General features: G+C 72.3%; 17 protein-coding genes. 10 read left to right on the top strand and 7 right to left on the bottom strand.

Annotated features, from left to right (window positions below):
- Window positions 1-59: 59 nt before the first annotated feature.
- Both ACIGDI_RS01715 and ACIGDI_RS01710 read right to left on the bottom strand, forming a co-directional pair.
- Complete coding sequence (locus ACIGDI_RS01715; protein WP_399888997.1) at window positions 60-1457, bottom strand: sigma-70 family RNA polymerase sigma factor; 1398 nt, start codon at window positions 1455-1457, stop codon at window positions 60-62.
- Window positions 1458-1538: 81 nt separating this feature from the next.
- Window positions 1539-2426, bottom strand: coding sequence for a LysR substrate-binding domain-containing protein (locus ACIGDI_RS01710; RefSeq protein WP_399888994.1), 888 nt, complete (start codon window positions 2424-2426; stop codon window positions 1539-1541).
- A gap of 130 nt (window positions 2427-2556) precedes the next feature.
- On the opposite strand from ACIGDI_RS01710, the gene ACIGDI_RS01705 reads away from it, so the two are divergent.
- Entirely contained in the window at window positions 2557-3468 is a 912-nt protein-coding gene (locus ACIGDI_RS01705) for an SDR family oxidoreductase (RefSeq protein WP_399888992.1), read from the top strand.
- Here ACIGDI_RS01705 and ACIGDI_RS01700 read toward each other — a convergent pair.
- A complete protein-coding gene (locus ACIGDI_RS01700; protein ID WP_399888989.1) occupies window positions 3452-4381 on the bottom strand; it encodes an EamA family transporter in 930 nt (309 codons plus the stop codon). The genes ACIGDI_RS01705 and ACIGDI_RS01700 overlap by 17 nt on opposite strands.
- Window positions 4382-4530: 149 nt before the next feature.
- Between ACIGDI_RS01700 and ACIGDI_RS01695 the strand changes: the two genes are divergently transcribed.
- The gene (locus ACIGDI_RS01695) at window positions 4531-5040 is read left to right on the top strand and encodes a MarR family winged helix-turn-helix transcriptional regulator (RefSeq protein WP_399888986.1); all 510 of its coding nucleotides are present in this window, start codon (window positions 4531-4533) and stop codon (window positions 5038-5040) included.
- Between the two features lie 106 nt (window positions 5041-5146).
- Here ACIGDI_RS01695 and ACIGDI_RS01690 read toward each other — a convergent pair whose 3' ends face one another.
- From ACIGDI_RS01690 to ACIGDI_RS01680, 3 genes are all read right to left on the bottom strand, one after another.
- Window positions 5147-5410 (bottom strand): hypothetical protein, encoded by a 264-nt coding sequence (locus ACIGDI_RS01690; RefSeq protein ID WP_399888983.1) that lies wholly within the window; start codon window positions 5408-5410, stop codon window positions 5147-5149.
- Between the two features lie 73 nt (window positions 5411-5483).
- On the bottom strand, window positions 5484-7595 hold the full coding sequence (gene malQ / locus ACIGDI_RS01685; protein ID WP_399888980.1) for a 4-alpha-glucanotransferase: 2112 nt from the start codon (window positions 7593-7595) through the stop codon (window positions 5484-5486).
- Window positions 7596-7826: a hypothetical protein gene (locus ACIGDI_RS01680; RefSeq protein WP_399888978.1), complete on the bottom strand. Its 231-nt coding sequence runs from the start codon at window positions 7824-7826 to the stop codon at window positions 7596-7598.
- A 214-nt stretch (window positions 7827-8040) separates the two neighbouring features.
- Here ACIGDI_RS01680 and ACIGDI_RS01675 point away from each other — a divergent pair, with 214 nt between their 5' ends.
- From ACIGDI_RS01675 to ACIGDI_RS01665, 3 genes are read left to right on the top strand one after another with little or no spacing between them, the layout of a single operon-like run.
- Complete coding sequence (locus tag ACIGDI_RS01675; protein ID WP_399888975.1) at window positions 8041-8574, top strand: helix-turn-helix transcriptional regulator; 534 nt, start codon at window positions 8041-8043, stop codon at window positions 8572-8574.
- Window positions 8571-9266, top strand: coding sequence for an ABC transporter ATP-binding protein (locus ACIGDI_RS01670; RefSeq protein WP_399888972.1), 696 nt, complete (start codon window positions 8571-8573; stop codon window positions 9264-9266). The genes ACIGDI_RS01675 and ACIGDI_RS01670 overlap by 4 nt, the downstream gene beginning before the upstream one ends.
- A complete protein-coding gene (locus ACIGDI_RS01665; protein WP_399888969.1) occupies window positions 9263-10621 on the top strand; it encodes an FtsX-like permease family protein in 1359 nt (452 codons plus the stop codon). Before ACIGDI_RS01670 ends, ACIGDI_RS01665 begins: the two co-directional genes overlap by 4 nt.
- A 97-nt stretch (window positions 10622-10718) precedes the next feature.
- Here the strand turns inward: ACIGDI_RS01665 and ACIGDI_RS01660 are convergent, their stop codons facing one another.
- Window positions 10719-11255: an HNH endonuclease gene (locus tag ACIGDI_RS01660; RefSeq protein ID WP_399888966.1), complete on the bottom strand. Its 537-nt coding sequence runs from the start codon at window positions 11253-11255 to the stop codon at window positions 10719-10721.
- 320 nt (window positions 11256-11575) lie between these two features.
- Here ACIGDI_RS01660 and ACIGDI_RS01655 point away from each other — a divergent pair, with 320 nt between their 5' ends.
- From ACIGDI_RS01655 to ACIGDI_RS01635, 5 genes are all read left to right on the top strand, one after another.
- The gene (locus tag ACIGDI_RS01655) at window positions 11576-12679 is read left to right on the top strand and encodes a mechanosensitive ion channel family protein (protein WP_399888963.1); all 1104 of its coding nucleotides are present in this window, start codon (window positions 11576-11578) and stop codon (window positions 12677-12679) included.
- 215 nt (window positions 12680-12894) lie between these two features.
- On the top strand, window positions 12895-14106 hold the full coding sequence (locus tag ACIGDI_RS01650) for an ROK family protein (RefSeq protein ID WP_399888961.1): 1212 nt from the start codon (window positions 12895-12897) through the stop codon (window positions 14104-14106).
- 59 nt (window positions 14107-14165) lie between these two features.
- Window positions 14166-15527: an ABC transporter substrate-binding protein gene (locus ACIGDI_RS01645; protein WP_399888958.1), complete on the top strand. Its 1362-nt coding sequence runs from the start codon at window positions 14166-14168 to the stop codon at window positions 15525-15527.
- Window positions 15528-16496, top strand: coding sequence for a carbohydrate ABC transporter permease (locus ACIGDI_RS01640; protein WP_399888955.1), 969 nt, complete (start codon window positions 15528-15530; stop codon window positions 16494-16496).
- Window positions 16497-16498: 2 nt separating this feature from the next.
- Window positions 16499-17392: a carbohydrate ABC transporter permease gene (locus tag ACIGDI_RS01635; RefSeq protein WP_399888952.1), complete on the top strand. Its 894-nt coding sequence runs from the start codon at window positions 16499-16501 to the stop codon at window positions 17390-17392.
- The last annotated feature ends 3 nt before the right edge of the window (window positions 17393-17395 follow it).

Here is a 17395-nt window from a genome sequence, read left to right as displayed (position 1 = left end):
TCCGTGTCGGTCGGACATACAGACGCACGGGACCGCGAACGATCATCGGCCGGGCGGGATCACAGGCGCAGCGGCAGGCCGAAGGCCGGGAACAGGTGCGGCTCGAAGGAGGTGATCTCCACGATCCGGTCGTCGGCGTCGAAGCGCAGGACGTCGAGGACCTGGGCGCGGTAGACGTTCGTGCCGGGCCTGCGGACGTAACCGCCCGCCGCGAGCTGGCCGTTGGCGCGGGCGGGCAGATGGCGCCAGTGGCCGAAGAACATGGGGGACGCGGGGTCGAGGCTGGGCCGCAGGAAGTCGACCAGGGCGTCCCGGCCGGTGAACCAGAAGGGGTTGGGCGGCATCGTCAGCGTGACGTCCTTGCTGAGCAGGTCGGTCATCGCGGTGAAGTCGAGCGTGCGGGCCGCGGTCATGTACTGGTGCAGGACGGTGCGCTGGGACTCCGTGGGCTCGACGGTGCGCCAGTCGGCGCGCCGGCCGGGCAGGTGGTCGCGGAGGGTGGGGCGGGCGCGCTGCAGGGCGCTGTTGGCGGAGGCGACGGTCAGGCCTAGGGCCTCGGCGGTCTCGGCGGCGGACAGGCCGAGCACGTCCCGCAGGATCAGCACGGCGCGCTGGCGGGGCGGCAGGTGCTGGATCGCGCCGAGGAAGACCAGCTCCAGGGTCTCCCGGGAGACCGCGGCGGCCTCGGGCTGTTCCTCGGCGGAGGGCAGCTCGTCGTCCGGGTAGGGCTGGAGCCAGGTGAGCCGGGCGGGGGGTTCGCCGGTGCCGTGGTTCATGCCGGGGATCGGCTCGTAGCGCTGGGGGCGGCGGGCGGTGCGGCGCTGGAAGTCCAGGCAGGCGTTGGTGGCGATGCGGTACAGCCAGGTGCGGGCACCGGCCCGCCCCTCGAACGCGTCCCGCGCCCGCCAGGCCCGCAGGAACGTCTCCTGTACGAGGTCCTCGGCGTCGTCGTAGGAGCCGGTCATGCGGTAACAGTGGACCTGGATCTCGCGGCGGTGGGACTCGGTGAGGGCGGCGAAGTCGGTCTCGGTGAGGGAGGAGCGGGCGGAGGAGGGTTCCGTCACGGCGGCCGACGTGACGCTTTCCCCGGCGGTGGTCGGCGTGACGTTTCCTGCGGCCTTTCCCGTGCCGTCTTTCGTCACGGCCGCCGGTGTGACGGAATCGTTGGCGGTGTCCCGTGCGACCCGGGCGACGCGCCTGAGCCGGGCGACGGACGCCGACAGCTCGGTCACCCCGGAGTACAGGACGGACGCCGGCTGCGGCACCAGCTCCGTCACCCGGCGCCCGATGTCGTCGATCAGCCCCTGCACGCCGGTCCCGGCGCCGGCCGCGTTCCCCTGCCGCTCCCGGTAGGCCTTCTGCCGGCAGGCGGCCGAGCAGTACACGGAGCTGCGGCCGGTGCGGCCCGCCCGCGCGGGGAGCGGTTTGCCGCAGCTGGCACAGACGTCGGCGACCACGGGCACCTCCGGGGCTGGGCGCGTTGCGTCACGCGGGTACGGAGTGACGCTATCGCGGTACGGGGCCGCGGGAGCCCTCGGTCACACCGGTTCCGACGGCCCGGTGAGGTGGGTGCGGGCGACCTTGCGGAACGAGGTCACCAGACGGCCGCGGTCGCCGGCCCGGGTGGCGAGGGCGACCTGGCTGGGCTCCACTCCGTGCAGCGGGACGGCGGTGAGGTCGGGGCGCAGCCGGACGCCGGTCGGGTGGGCCGTGATGACCAGGGCCTCCCCGGCGGCGACGACCTCGAACTTGTCCTCCAGGTCCCGGATCTCGGGGCCGTCGGGCACCGGGCGGCCGTCCGGTCGCGGTTCCAGCCGCCAGAAGGCGGCCCAGGCGGGGTCGGCGCCGATGATCCGGGGCATCGGCTCGTCCGCGATGTCGTCGACGGTCACGGACTCCTTGCCGGCCAGCCGGTGATCGACGGAGACCACCACGGCCCTGGGCTCGTCGTAGAGGACGGTCACGTCCAGCTGGTCGGTGGGGAAGGGCAGCCGGGTCACCGCGACGTCCACCCGGTGTTCGAGCAGCGCCGTGCGCGGCTCGTCCCAGCGCAGGTGCCGGCTGCGCACGTCGGCCTCCGGATGCCGGCGCCGCATCTCGCGCACGGCCGCGGTGACGATGACGCCGCTGGTGAAGCCGACGGTGAACCGGCCGGGCTCGGCGGCGGCGCGGGCCTCGGCCGCGGCCTGCTCGGCGGAGCGCAGCAGCGCCTTCGCGCGGGGCAGGAACGCCTCGCCGGCCTCGGTGAGCCGGGTGCCGCGCGGGGTGCGGTCCAGCAGCCGGGCGCCGACCTGCTGCTCCAGGCCGACGATCTGCCGGCTCAGGGAGGGCTGGGTGATGTGCAGGGCCGCGGCGGCCCGCCCGAAGTGGCGGTGCTCGGCCACGGCGGTGAAGTAACGGACCAGACGCAGGTCGAGGTCGGCCATGCGTCCAGCGTACTCACCTGCGGTGATGCCCCAGTCGTATTGCGCCATGCGGAACAGGCTTTGGACGCGGCCGCGGCCCCTCCGGAGGATGGAGAGACATCCACTCACCCCCTTCGAAGGGCGCTCGGTCATGCGCGTATTCGTCACAGGCGCCACCGGTTTCATCGGTTCCGCCGTGGTCCGCGAACTCCTCGACGCCGGTCACGAGGTCACCGGTCTCGCCCGCTCCGACGCGTCCGCCGAGGCGCTGAGGGCGGTCGGCGCCGGCGTGCACCGCGGGGACCTCGCCGATCCGGCCACTCTCGCCGAGGGGGCGGCCGCGGCGGACGGCGTCGCCCATCTCGCCTTCATCCACGACTTCTCCGGCTCCTTCGACTTCGCCGCCGCGTGCGCGGCCGACCTGCGGGCCGTGGAGACGATCGGGGCGGCGTTGGAGGGCTCGGACCGGCCCTTCGTGATGGCCTCGGGCACGGCGCTGCTGCCGCCGGGGCGGGTCAACACCGAGGAGGACACGGCCGCACCGGAGTCGTTCGGGGCGGTCCGGGCGCGCGGCGAGGACGCGGCGGTCGCGCTGGCGGACCGCGGCGTGCGGTCCGCGGCCGTGCGGTTCCCGCCGACCGTGCACGGCCGGGGCGACCACGGCTTCATCGCGATGCTGGTCGCACTCGCCCGGGAGAAGGGCTTCTCGGGTCACGTCGGTGACGGTGCCAACCACTGGCCCGCCGTGCACCGCTCGGACGCCGGCCGCCTGGTCCGTCTCGCCCTGGAGTCGGCGTCGGCGGGCAGCCGCCTGCACGCCGTGGGCGAGGAGGGCATCGCGTTCCGCGACATCGCCGCCGCCATCGGCCGCCGCCTGGACCTGCCGGTGCTGTCCGTCGCCCCCGAGGAGGCGGAGTCCCACTTCGGCTGGCTCGGCCACATCGTCCCCCTCGACGTACCGGCGTCGAACACGCTGACCCGGAAGTGGCTGTCCTGGGAGCCGACGGGCCCGGGGCTGCTGGAGGACCTGGAGGAGGGGCACTACTTCAGCGTGTCGGCGTAGGCGCGGGCGCTGTGCGGGGTGCGTCCTTCGGGGCGCTTCCGCCCGCGAGACGGGAGGGACGCGCCCGGGTCCCCAGCTGTCCGGCCACCGTCGCCCCGAACGCCAGCGCCATCCCCGTCAGTTGGACCGGCGTGAGGGTCTGGCCGAGGGCCGCCCAGCCGACGATCGCGGCGGTGAGCGGGGAGAGCGGGCCGAGGAAGGTGACCTGCGTGGCGGTCAGGCGGCCGATGCCGCGGAACCAGAGCCAGTAGGCGACGGCCGTGTTGGCCAGGGCGAGGTAGAGGTAGCCGCCGATCGCGCGGGCGTCCAGGGCGGGCGGGGCGCCCTCGACGAAGAGGGCGAGCGGGGCGATGAGCAGCCCTCCGGCGGTCAGCTGCCAGCCGGTGAGGGCGAGCGGGCCCACACCCTCGGGGCGCCCCCACTTCTTGGTCAGCACCGTGCCCGTGGACATCGACGCGGTCGAGGCGAGGGCGGCCAGGACGCCGACGGGGTCGAGCGCCCCGGCCGCCCTCAGTACGACGAGACTGACGCCGAACGCCGCCAGGGCCCCGGCGAGCAGGGCCCGCGGCGTCGGCCGCTGTCCCAGCAGCAGCGCCGACAGCCCGACCACGAACAGCGGCCCGACCGAGCCGACGACGGCCGCCATGCCGCCGGGCAGGCGGTACGCGGACAGGAACAGCAGCGGGAAGAACGCGCCGATGTTCAGCGCACCGAGCACACCCGACCGCCACCACCAGGTACCGCGCGGCAGCACCCGGCCGACGGCCAGCAGAACCAGCCCCGCGGGAAGGGCGCGGGCGAGCGCGGTGAACAGCGGCCGGTCGGCCGGGAGGAACTGGGTGGTGACGGCATAGGTGGTGCCCCACGAGACGGGAGCGAGGGCGGTGACCAGGACGGTGGCGGAGCGCTTCATGACCGGCTTCCTTCGACGGGACGGGAGACGAGGGGCGCGGCTCCACGGTCGACCCCTCCGTTAGCTTGACCCTAATTAGCTTAGCGCTAAGCAACTTTCCGTCAAGCTACTTTCTTGCGGCCGACCGGACCCGTGCGGATACTCGGGACATGAGTGCAGAGCGCAAGGACGCCGTCGACGCGATCATCGACCAGTGGGCGCGGGCGCGGCCCGACCTCGACACCAGGGCGATGGAGGTCTTCGGACGGATCTACCGGCTCTCGCGCACCATGGGCGACCGCATGGAGAAGGCGTACGCCCCGTACGGCATCTCACGCGGCGAGTTCGACGTCCTGGCGACCCTGCGCCGCTCCGGAGAGCCGTACACCCTCTCGCCGCGTCAGCTCTCGGCGACCCTGATGCTCACCACGGGCGGCATGACCGGCCGCCTCGACAAGCTGGAACACGCCGGCCTGCTGCGCCGCTCCCCCGACCCGCACGACCGCCGGGCCCTGCAAGTGACGCTGACGGAGAAGGGGCTGGAGGTCATCGACCAGGCGGTCGGCGCGGGGCTGGCCGTCCAGACGGAGGCGCTGTCCACGATGAACGACGAACAGGCCGACCAACTGGCCCACCTGCTGCGGGAGTTGCTGGCGGGGGCGCAGGGGACGGAACGCTAGACCCTGGCCCGGACCCGGTGAACGCACGAGGGCGCCGACCTCGTCGTACGCAGGGTGGTTACGCGTGCGTACGGCGAGGTCGGCGCCCTCGGGGAAAGGCGTCGGGTCAGGCCTTGACGTCGACGTTGCGGCTGGTCCGGTCCTGCCTGTCGTGGGACCTGTCCAGCACCATGACCAGGCCCGCGATGATCGCGAACAGGGCGATCGGGAGGGCCACGTAGAGGCCCAGCGTCTCGATGACGCTCAGGCCGTTGCCGGGGTCGTCGCCGTCGTCGCGGGTGAGCGCGAGCGCGGGGGACGACATGAGCAGCATCATCAGCGTCGTACCGGCGGCCAGGGCGCCGGCGCGCAGGGCGTTCTTCTTGTCCACGGGCCAAAAGTATCCAACGCCGTTCGGGGCCGCGCGTCCGGGGTGCCGTACGGGGACGTCACGGGCCGCCCGGTCATCCGGGTGCGCGCCGGCCCCGCCCGCCGGAACCCGCGTCCCGCACCACCTCCAGCAGGGCGTGCAGGCGCCCGCTGCCCGCCAGTTCCTCCAGCGTCACCGGCCGGCCCTCGGCGTCCGCGATCGGCAGCCGCCAGTTCGGGTACTGGTCCCACGTTCCGGGCAGGTTCTGCGGCCGGCGGTCGCCGACGCAGTCCGGCAGCCAGACCCCCACCATCCGGGCGGGCGTGCGCAGCAGGAACCGGTGGACGGCCTGGATACGGGCCTCTTCCTCGGAGGCTCCGTGGGCGCCTCCCGTGCCGTCGAGCAGGCCGAGCCGGGCGAGGAACGCCAGCCACTCCCCCGCGTCGGCCGCGGCCTCGGCCCGTTCCTCCGCCACGGGCCGGGTCAGCAGCCCGAGCCGGTCGCGGAGTTCGACGTGGTCGCCGGTGAGGCGGGAGGCGGTCGGCGGCAGGTCGTGGGTGGTGGCGGTGGCCAGGCAGTCGGCGCGCCAGGCCTCGGGCGGCAGGGGGCGGCCGTCGCCCTCCCAGTCGCGCTCGAACCACAGCACGGACGTGCCGAGCACGCCCCGTTCGCGCAGCCGGTCGCGCACGCCGGGCTCGACCGTGCCCAGGTCCTCCCCGATGACGACCGAGCCCGCGCGGGAGGCCTCCAGCACCAGGACGGCGAGCATGGCCTCGGCGTCGTATCGGACGTAGGTGCCCTGGGTGGGCGGGTGTCCCTGGGGCACCCACCAGAGGCGGAACAGGCCCATGACGTGGTCGATGCGCAGGGCGCCCGCGTAGCGGAAGAGCGCCTGGAGCAGGCGCCGGTACGGCCGGTAGCCGGACTCGGCCAGGCGGTCGGGGCGCCAGGGCGGCAGGCCCCAGTCCTGGCCGCGCGCGTTGAAGGCGTCGGGGGGTGCGCCGACCGACATCCCGGCGGCGAAGTACTCCTGCTGCGCCCAGGCGTCGGCGCCGCCGGGGTGCACGCCGACCGCCAGGTCGTGCACGATCCCGACCGGCATCCCTGCCTCGCGGGCCGTGCGCTGGGCGGCGGTGAGCTGGGAGTCGGTGAGCCAGGCGAGACGGCAGTGGAAGTCGACCCGGTCCATCAGCTCGGTGCGGGCGCGGGCGGTCTCGGGCGAGCGCGGGTCGCGCAGGCCCTCGGGCCAGCGGCTCCAGTCCGGCCCGTGCACCTCGGCCAGGGCGTACCAGGTGGCGTGGTCCTCCAGGGCCTCGCCCTCCCGGGCGAGGAAGTCGGCGTAGGCGGCGCGCCGCCCCGGTCCGAGCGGCACGGCGTGCACCAGTTCCAGTGCCTCGCGCTTGAGCTCCCAGACGGCGTCCCGGTCGATCAGCGCGCCCTTGTCCAGGACCGATTCGCGCAGCCGCCCGGCCCGCTCCAGCAGCCCCCGCACCCGCTCGGGGTCCTGGACGTGGGCGAATTCGGGCACGTCCTCGACGCGCAGGTGCACGGGGTCGGGGAAGCGGCGGGAGGAGGGGCGGTAGGGCGAGGGGTCGGTGGGGGCGCCGGGCACGGCCGCGTGCAGCGGGTTGACCTGGACGAAGCCGGCGCCGAGCGCGCGGCCGGCCCAGGCGGTGAGCTCGGCGAGGTCGCCGAGGTCGCCCATGCCCCAGGAGCGCCGGGAGAGCAGGGAGTAGAGCTGGACCAGCAGGCCGTACGAGCGTGCCGTGGGCGTGGGCAGCCGGGGCGGGGCGACGACCAGGTGGGCCTCGGCGGTGCGGCCGTCGGGCGCGGTGGCCGTCAGGCGGTGGACGCCGGGCGGGAGCCGGTCGGCGGAGGAACGCGTCTCGCCCTGTTCGGTCTCGATGTGCAGCCGGGTGCCGGCCGGGAGGGCGGCGAGCGCGGGGGACTCGGCGTCGGCCCAGCGCACCACGGTCGGCGGCAGCAGCCGTGCGGCCAGTTCGCGCTCGCGGGCGGCGAGTGCGGCGCCGGTCGCCTCCTCGGTGCTCGCGTCGACGCCGAGCGCGGCGAGGGTGAGGGTGACGGCGGTGGCAGAGGCGGCGACCGTGCGGTCGGGGGACGGGCTGTAGGAGGTGGCGACGCCGTGCAGCTCGGCGAGGCGGGACAGCTCGTGGGAGGGCGGTTCGGCCGGCCCCTGCGTCGTCATCTACGGCCTCGCGGCTTCCAGCTCGAAGGCCGCCGACTCACTGGTCAGGGGCGGTGCGTCGGAGAGCGGGGGCTCGCTGGTCAGGGGCTCGGCGTCGGGCAGCGGCGGCTCACTGGTGAGCGGGATCTCGGCGCGGGCGCCCTCGGCGCTGAACACGCAGAAGTGCGGTTCGTGCGCCTGGGACGGCAGATGCGCCACGGGTTTGGAGAGGGGGTGTGCCGGTGCGGCCACGAGGGGCCTCCTTGTCGGGTACGACGACCTTTCGGATTACCGCAGCCCTACCCAGTGGACGCGGTGGCAGACGTACGGGAAGGAACTAGGTGCCTCTTGTCACATTCTGCGCCACTTGGGCACCGACGACTGCCCGTCGATCACCCCGGACCACCCCGGATCACTCCACGATCACTATTCACTCAGTACATGTATCGAGTGCATAATGATCGGCATGAGCACCCGCCACATCCTGCTGGGGCTGCTCGCCTCGGGGCCGAGCCATGGCTACGACCTGAAGCGACGGCACGACGAACGTTTTCCGCAGGCCCGTCCACTGGCCTACGGGCAGGTCTACACGACCCTGCAGCGTCTGGTCCGCGACGGGCTCGCGGAGGTGGAGGGCACCGGCGCGGACGGCGGGCCGGAGCGGACGACGTACCGCTCGACCGAGGACGGGGCGCGTGAACTGACGCGCTGGGCCGGGGAGATCGCTCCTCCCGCGCCCTTCGTGACGAACGAGATCTTCGCGAAGGTCGTCGTCTCGATCCTGTCGGGCGGCGACGCGGAGGCCTATCTGAAGGCCCAGCGCGCCGCGCACCTGGAGCGGATGCGGGAGCTCACCGCGGTGAAGACCGCCAAGGGCGCCGATCTGGCCACCGTGCTCTCGGCGGACTACGCCCTCAACCACCTCGACGCCGACCTCCGCTGGATGACAACGACGGCGGCCCGGCTCACCACTTTGACCGCGGAGGTCGACGCAACATGAACAAGGGGGACAGCGCGGTGCCGCTTTTGGCGGCCCGCGAACTGACCAAGGCGTACGGCGGGACCCAGGCCCTGCGCGGCGCCTCGGTCGAGCTGGGCGCCGGCGAGATCCTCGCCGTGACCGGCACCAGCGGCAGCGGGAAGTCCACGCTGCTGCACTGCCTCGCCGGGATCGTCCGGCCCGACGCGGGTTCGGTGACGTACGCCGGGCAGCGTCTGGACCAGCTGCCGGAGAAGCGGCTGAGCGAACTGCGGCGGTCCGACTTCGGGGTGGTGTTCCAGTTCGGGCAGCTGATCCCGGAGCTGACGGCGCTGGACAACGTGGCGCTGCCGCTGATGCTGGCGGGAACCGCCCGCGCGGACGCCCGGGCGCGGGCCGGCGAATGGCTGGAACGGTTCGGCGTACGCGGCCAGGAGGAGCTGCGCCCGGGCGAGATGAGCGGCGGCCAGGCCCAGCGCACGGCCCTGGCGCGGGCCCTGGTCACCGGCCCGCGCGTCGTCTTCGCGGACGAGCCGACGGGCGCCTTGGACTCCCTGGCGACCGAGCAGGTCATGACGGCCCTGGCCCACACCGCCCGCGAGGCGGGCACGGCCGTCCTGCTGGTCACGCACGACGACCAGGTGGCGGCGTACGCGGACCGCGAGGTCCGGCTGACCGACGGCGCCGTCGCGGTGGCGGGGGTGACCGCGTGAGAACGGACCTGCGCCTGGCCTGGCTGCTCACCCGGGGCTCGGACCGGCGGGAGTGGTGGCGCGTGCTGCTGACGGCGGTGGGGGCGGCTTTGGCCACGGGTATCGGGTGCACCGTCGTCGTGCTCACCTCGCTGGAGGGGTACTACTCCGTGCCCGTGGGGTCCGGGCTGCTGGACTCCGCCGGCGACCGCGGCAACGTGAGCGTCGCGCTGGGGCTGCTGCTCATCCCGGTGCTCGGGTTCCTCGGCCAGTGCGCGCGCATCGGAGCGGTGCACCGCGACCGGCGGCTGGCGGCGCTTCGCCTCACGGGGGCCACACCCTGGCAGACGCGGCGGATCGCGGCGCTGGAGTCGGGGCTCGCCTGCCTGGCCGGTTCGCTGCCGGCCGCCGCCGTCGCCGTACCGCTGCTGCTGCGCCTGTGGCGGCACCCGGCCCCGGCCGCCTGGGCGGGCATCGCCGTGGTCGCCGTGGCGGTACCGGCCCTGGGAGCGGCCGTGAGCGCGCTGACCCTGCGCCGGGTGGTGGCCTCGCCGCTCGGCCGGGTGCGGCGGACTCGGCCCATGCGGGCTCCGGGACGGCTGTTCCGGACGGTGACCTGCCTGCTCGCCGCGACGACCCTGTTCATCCTCGTGGCCCCGGTCCTCAGCGACTCGCCCCTCTTCGACTTCGGTCCGGTGGCGGTGTTCGTCCTGGCGCTGCTGCTCAGCTGCACCGCGGTGTGGCTGACCGGCTCCTCGTCCCGGCAGCTGGGCGAGGGCCTGGCCGCCCGCACCCGGCGACCGGCGGTCCTGATCGCGGCGGAACGGCTGCGCGAGGACCCCTGGGCGGCCGCCCGGACCCATGCGGGAGTGCTGCTCGTGACGATCCTCGCCTCCGGCTTCACAGGGGTCCGTCAGGTGCTGCTCGCGGAGCTGCACACCAAGAGCGGCGAGGGTTCCCTGGCGGCTCCCCTGTCGTACTACACGACGGGCCTGGATCTGACGGCCGCCGCGATCCTCGTCGGCCTCGCGCTCGTCCTGACGGCGCTCGCCGTCGGCACCATCGAGTCCCTGGCCACCCGGCGCCGGGGACTGGCCGCGCAGGCCGCGGCGGGCGTACCGCGGGCGGTGCTGGCCCGGGCCCTGCTCCTGGAGACCGCGCTGCCACTCGCGCCCGCGGTCGCGGTGGCCGGTGTCGGCGGCTTCGGGATCGGCGCCTGGTACGCCTCGATCGTCTCCGACACCGTCGTGGCGCCGACGCCGTACCTGCCCCTGCTGATCCCCGTCGCCGTCTACGCGGCCTGCGTGCTGGCGGCAGCCACCTCCCTGCCCCTCCTGCGCCGCTCCCTCCGCCCCGCCGAGCTGCGCTACGCGTGAGCGCGTGACGGTGCGGCCCGGGAGCACGGGGGGCTCCCGGGCCGGACGCCACACGCTGCCGCAGTCCCTGTGGGCAGGGTGTGCGAAAGCCCGGACTTCAGGCGGAGATGCCGTCGATCCGGGCCAGGGCGTCGTCCGCGCCGAACGGTTGCAGATACGGCAACCAGCGCGGGTCCCTGTGACCGGTCCCGATGATGCGCCAGGCCAGGCCGGTGGGCGGGGCGGGTTTGTGGCGCAGCCGCCACCCGATCTCGAACAGATGCCGGTCGGCCTTGACGTGGTTGCAGCGGCGGCACGAGGCCACCACGTTGTCCCAGACGTGCTTGCCCCCGCGGCTGCGCGGGATGACGTGGTCGACGCTGGTTGCGACGCCACCGCAGTACATGCACCGGCCTCCGTCGCGCGCGAAGAGAGCACGGCGGGTGAGAGGAACGGGCCCCCTATAGGGAACCCGGACGAATCGCTTGAGCCGGACCACGCTGGGTGCGGGGACTGTGACGGTTGCGCTGTGCATGAAGGCGCCGGATTCCTCGAGGGAGACGGCCTTGTTCTCCAGGACGAGGACGAGCGCGCGGCGGAGCGGTACGACGCCGAGTGGCTCGTACGACGCGTTGAGGACCAGGACATGCGGCACGGATGCCTCCTTGGGCGTCGGCGGCGCGTGGCTCGCGCCGGGACGATCTGTGGTCAGTGTCCCCTCATGCCTGGTGGTGGCGCCACCATGTCCCGGTAACGGGCTGGGAGTGTTTTCGACCACATCTCATTCATCCCCCGAACCGGGATTCGTTTATCCCACCTGCTCAACCCGGGGGCGCACGGAGTCTCCTCAGAAGTTGGCAAGGATTCGCACACCGTGCCCCGATAGTGTGGTGGGCCTGCCCTTCGGTGACCTTTTCGTGACCTTGACCGCGTCGCGTGCCGGAGGGCGGACCGCTGCGCCTGGAGGTACCCGCCGTGTCCTTGCCCGCCGTCCTACCGGCCGCCGGTGCGTCGCCGTCGCCGTCCCCGTCTCCCTCGGGGTCGACCGCCGTGACGGTCCCCACGCTCCAGGACGCCCAGGAGAGCGCGACCAACGCCGCCAGCTGGGTCGAGCAGAACTGGTCGACGTGGCTCGCTATCGGCCTCAGGGTCCTGCTCATCCTGGTGATAGCGGGGGTGCTCAGAGCGGTCGTGCAGCGGGCGATCACCAAGCTGATCGACCGGATGACCCGCACCGCGGAGGCGGTCGACGGCACCTCGCTGGGCGGCCTGCTGGTCAACAACGAGCGGCGCCGCCAGCGCTCGCAGGCGATCGGCTCGGTCCTGCGCTCGGTGGCGTCCTTCGTGATCCTGGGCACCGCGGCGCTGATGATCCTGGGCGCCTTCCAGATCAACCTGGCCCCGCTGCTGGCCTCCGCCGGTGTCGCGGGTGTGGCGATCGGTTTCGGCGCCCGCAACCTGGTCACCGACTTCCTCTCCGGTGTCTTCATGATCCTGGAGGACCAGTACGGCGTCGGCGACACCATCGACGCGGGGGTCGCCTCCGGCGAGGTCATAGAGGTCGGCCTGCGGGTGACCAAGCTGCGCGGCGCGAGCGGGGAGATCTGGTACGTCCGCAACGGCGAGGTCAAGCGCATCGGCAACCTCTCCCAGGGCTGGGCGACGGCCGGCGTCGACGTGACCGTGAAGGCGAGCGAGGACCTGGACCGGCTGAAGGCCACCCTCGACGAGGTCGCCGAGAAGATGAGCGCGGAGGAGCCCTGGAACGAGCTCCTGTGGAGCCAGATCGAGGTCCTCGGCCTGGACAGCGTCCTGCTGGACTCGATGGTCGTCCGCGTCTCCGCCAAGACCATGCCCGGCAAGTCCCTCACGGTCGAACGCGAGCTGCGCTGGCGCATCAAGCGGGCCTTCGACGCGGCGAACATCCGCATCGTGGGCGGCGCCACGGCGGCCGAGGACGAGGAGGAGGCCGCCGACCCGACGGCGGCGGTCGCGGCCCCGTCGGCCCTGGCCAACCCGGACTCGGCCCAGTCGGCCGCCGCTTCGCCGATAGGGGCGCAGCGGTCGGCGCCGAAGTAACGGCCGAAGCCGAGCCCCACCCGTAGCGCACCGCCCCCGAGGTAACGACTCTGTTGCCTCGGGGGCGGTTTCTCTTGACGCCCCCTTCGCCCCGGGCTTACGTTCCTTTCCAGCCAATAGGAAACTTTCCTAACAGTGATCGCACGATGATCACCGGATGGACTTCCGTCCCAGGTCACTGAGAAGCTGGGCAGTCGAGAGGCAGGTGTCGACCCATGGCAGGAACCGCCGGTACGCCGGGCACCCCGCGCGTCCTGCGCGCCATGAACGACCGCGCCGCGCTGGACCTCCTCCTGGAGCACGGCCCGCTGTCCCGCACGCGGATCGGCAAGCTCACCGGCCTGTCCAAGCCGACCGCCTCCCAGCTCCTGGCCCGCCTGGAGGCGGCCGGGCTCGTGCTCGCCACCGGCACCACCGAGGGCCGGCCCGGCCCCAACGCCCAGCTGTACGAGGTCAACCCGGCCGCCGCGTACGCCGCCGGGCTCGACGTCACCCCCGAGCGCATCCTGGCCGCCGTCGCCGACGTCACCGGCCGCACGGTCGGTTCGTACGAGCTCCCCACCCCGGGACGCCGTCCGGCCCAGCCCGTCGTCCGGCAGGTCACCGACGCCCTCGACGGCGCCGTGAAGGCGGCGGGACTGGCCCGGGACGACGTCCACCGGATCGTCATCGGCACCCCCGGCGCCTTCGACCCCAACACCGGCCGGCTGCGCTACGCCTCCCACCTCCCGGGCTGGCACACCCCCGCCCTGCTCGACGAGCTCGCCGCCGCGCTGCCGATGCCGGTGGAGTACGAGAACGACGTCAACCTCGCCGCCGTCGCCGAACAGCGGCTCGGCGCGGCCCGCGGGCACGAGGACTTCGTGCTGCTGTGGAACGAGGGGGGCCTCGGCGCCGCGCTCGTCCTCGGCGGCCGGCTGCACCGCGGCTGGACCGGCGGCGCGGGAGAGGTCGGTTTCCTGCCCGTTCCCGGCGTGCCCCTGGTCCGGCAGGTCACCAGGGCCAACAGTGGTGGCTACCAGGAGCTGGCCGGCTCCCAGGCCGTCCCGCAGCTGGCCCGCGAACTCGGCATCGACGCCATTCCCTCCGGCCCGTACGCCGAGGCCGCGGCCGCGCTCGTCGAGCGGGCGGTGGCCGAGGACACCGGCCCGCACCGACTGCTGCTGGAGACGTACGCGACCCGGCTGGCCACCGGTCTGGCCTCCCTCGTCTCCGTTCTCGACCCCGAACTCGTCGTCCTCAGCGGCGCCTCGCTGACGGCCGGTGGCGAGGTGCTGCGCGCCCTCGTCCAGGCCGAGCTGGAGGAGCTGGCCGCCGCCCGGCCCCGGCTCGTGGTCGGCGACGTCCGTGAACACCCCGTACTGCGGGGCGCGCTGGAGAGCGCCCTCGCGACCACCCGCGACGAGGTCTTCGACACCTCGCGCTGACCCCTCTGCTCCACCCCCCTTCCCCGCCCTAGCCCCTTGCGCCTCTGGGAGACCTCGCCATGCCCGAAAAGTCCTGGAAAGTCATACCCGACGTGTCCCGGAGGGCGGCCGTCGCGCTGGCCGCCTCCGCCTCCCTCGCCCTCCTCGCCACCGCCTGCACCGGCCAGTCGAGCTCCGGTGCGAGCGACGACGCCTCCAAGGACACGACCATCAACTTCTGGCACGCCTGGAGCGCGCCGAACGAGGTGAAGGCCGTGAAGTCCTTGGTCGCCGGCTTCGAGAAGGCCCACCCCAACATCCACGTCAACGTCGTCGGCAACATGACCGACGACAAGATCAACCAGGCGCTGCGCACGGGCGGCGACAAGGCCCCGGACGTCATCTCCTCCTTCACCACCAACAACGTCGGCAAGTTCTGCTCCTCGGGCGCGCTGGTCGACCTCAACCCGTTCTTCAAGAAGGCGGGCATCGACCCGGAGACGACGTTCCCGAAGGCGATGAACGAGTACACCCAGTTCGACGGCGACCGCTGTACGGCGCCGCTGCTGGGCGACGCCTACGGGCTCTACTACAACAAGACGGCGTTCGCGAAGGCGGGCATCACCACTCCGCCGAAGACCTGGTCCGAGTTCGAGGCCGACGCCAAGAAGCTGACGATCAAGCAGGGCGACAGCTACCAGCAGCTCGGGTTCATGCCGGACTACCACGGCTGGGAGACGACGACCGAGCACTACTTCGGGCAGTTCTCGCCGACCTACTTCGACAAGGCCGGTAAGTCGCAGCTCGCCACCGACCCCGCCTTCGAGGCCGGCTTCAAGCTGCAGAAGAAGCTGGTGGACGAACTCGGCGGATTCGAGAAGCTGGAGACCTACCGCTCCAAGCTCGGTGACGAGTGGGGCCCCAAGCACCCCTTCCACACCGGCCAGGTCGCCATGCAGCTGGACGGCGAGTGGCGCCTGGGGATGGCCCTGGACGCCAAGCCGAAGTTCGACATCGGCGTCGCCCCGCTGCCCGTCCCCGACGACCAGGCGAGCCAGTACGGCAAGGGCTACATCACCGGCACCATCGCCGGCATCGCCGCCACCAGCCACAAGCAGAACGCGGCCTGGGAGTTCGTCAAGTACATCACCACGGACACCGACGCCGTGGTGGGCTTCTCCAACGGCATCCACAACGTCCCCTCGACGCTCGCGGCCCTGAAGTCGCCGAAGCTGAAGTACGACCCGCGCTTCAAGACGTTCCTGGACATCGCCGGGAACCCGAACTCCACGACGTCCCCCGCCTCCATCAACGGCGGCGTCTACCTCACGACGATCCAGCAGCTCGGCTACGACTACGAGAGCGGAAAGGTCACCGACCTCAAGGCCGCGCTGAAGAAGACGGCCGCGCAGATCGACACGGACATCGCGCAGGCGAAGTAGATGTCCGCGATCTCCCTGACCTCGAAGGACCGCAGGTCCGGCCTCGCCGCGAAGCGGCGGAAAAAGGCCCTGCTGACCCTCGCCTTCATGTCGCCCTGGTTGATCGGCTTCGCGGTCTTCTTCGCGTACCCGCTGATCTCGACGGTCTACTTCTCCTTCATGCACTACGACGGCTTCAAGCCGCCGACGTGGAGCGGCACGAAGAACTGGACCTACGTCTTCGAGCACTACCCCTTCTTCTGGCCGGCCCTGCGCAACACCCTGTGGCTGGTGCTGGTCATGGTGACCCTGAGGGTCGTCTTCGGCCTCGGCGTCGGCATGCTCATCACGAAGATCAAGACGGGCACCGGGGTGTTCCGCACCCTGTTCTACCTGCCCTACCTCGCCCCGCCGGTGGCCGCGACGATGGCGTTCGCCTTCCTGCTCAACCCCGGTACGGGCCCGGTGAACTCGATCCTGGAGAAGGTGGGCATCCCGGCCCCCGGCTGGTTCAACGACCCCTCCTGGTCCAAGCCGGCCCTCACCCTGCTCGCCCTGTGGGGGATCGGCGACCTGATGGTCATCTTCATGGCCGCGCTGCTCGACGTACCGCAGGAGCAGTACGAGGCGGCCGAGCTGGACGGGGCCTCCGCCTGGCAGCGGTTCCGGTTCGTGACCCTTCCCAACATCTCGCCGATCGTGATGTTCGCCGTCGTCACCGGCGTGATCCAGACCATGCAGTACTACACGCAGCCGCTCATCGCGGGGAAGGTCGCCTCGGGCGTGATCCAGGGCGCGGGCACCCAGTTCGAGCCCGGCTACCCGGACAAGTCGACCCTGACCCTCCCCCAGCTCGTCTACAACCTCGGCTTCCAGCGCTTCGACTACGGCTCCGCGTGTGTCGTCGCCCTCGTCCTGTTCGCCCTGTCCATGGTGTTCACCGCGTTCCTGATGCGGCGCCGGGGCGGTCTCAACCTGGCAGGTGACTGACCATGACCCAAGTCCTGGACCGGCCGGTGCCGTTGAAGGCGCCGGTCTCCCCCGCCGAACGCACCGCCCGCCGCAGGTCGCTGCTGCAGTGGATCGCCGTGCACTCCCTCGGCGTCGCGGCCGCGCTGTTCTTCGTCCTGCCCTTCGTGTTCGTGTTCCTCACCTCCCTGATGAGCGACACCCAGGCCCTGAGCCGGGACCTGATCCCGCACACCTGGGAATGGGGCAACTACAAGAAGGTCTTCGACACCCCCGGCTTCCTGACCTGGTGGAAGAACACCCTGATCTACGCCGGGCTGGGCACGGTCCTGACGGTCGTGTCGTCGATCCCGGTGGCGTACGCGCTCGCCAAGTTCCGCTTCCGGGGCCGCAATCTGTCGCTGATGCTGGTCATCTCGATGATGATGCTGCCGCCCCAGGTGATCATCATCCCGATGTACCTGTTCTGGGCGAAGCAGCTGGACCTCTCCGGCACGCTGTGGCCGCTGATCATCCCGATGGCGTTCGGCGACGCGTTCTCCATCTTCCTGCTGCGCCAGTTCCTGATGACGATCCCGAACGAGTACATCGACGCCGCGAAGGTGGACGGCTGCGGCGAGCTGCGCACCCTGCTGAAGGTCGTCGTCCCGATGGCCAGGCCGGGGATCGCGGCCGTCGGCCTCTTCCAGTTCTTCTACGCCTGGAACGACTACTTCGGCCCCCAGATCTACGCCTCGGAGAACCCCGGCGCCTGGACCCTGTCCTACGGCCTGGAGTCGTTCAAGGGCGCGCACCACACCGACTGGAACCTGACCATGGCCGCGACCGTGCTGGTCATGGCCCCCGTGATCCTCGTGTTCTTCTTCGCCCAGAAGGCGTTCGTCGAGGGCGTCACGCTCACCGGAGTGAAGGGTTAACCC

It is taken from the genome of Streptomyces sp. NPDC085900 (assembly GCF_044540925.1).
Classification (GTDB): domain Bacteria; phylum Actinomycetota; class Actinomycetes; order Streptomycetales; family Streptomycetaceae; genus Streptomyces; species Streptomyces gilvifuscus.
Note: the sequence above shows the minus strand (reverse complement) of the source record. Positions and strands in the feature narration are given on the sequence as shown.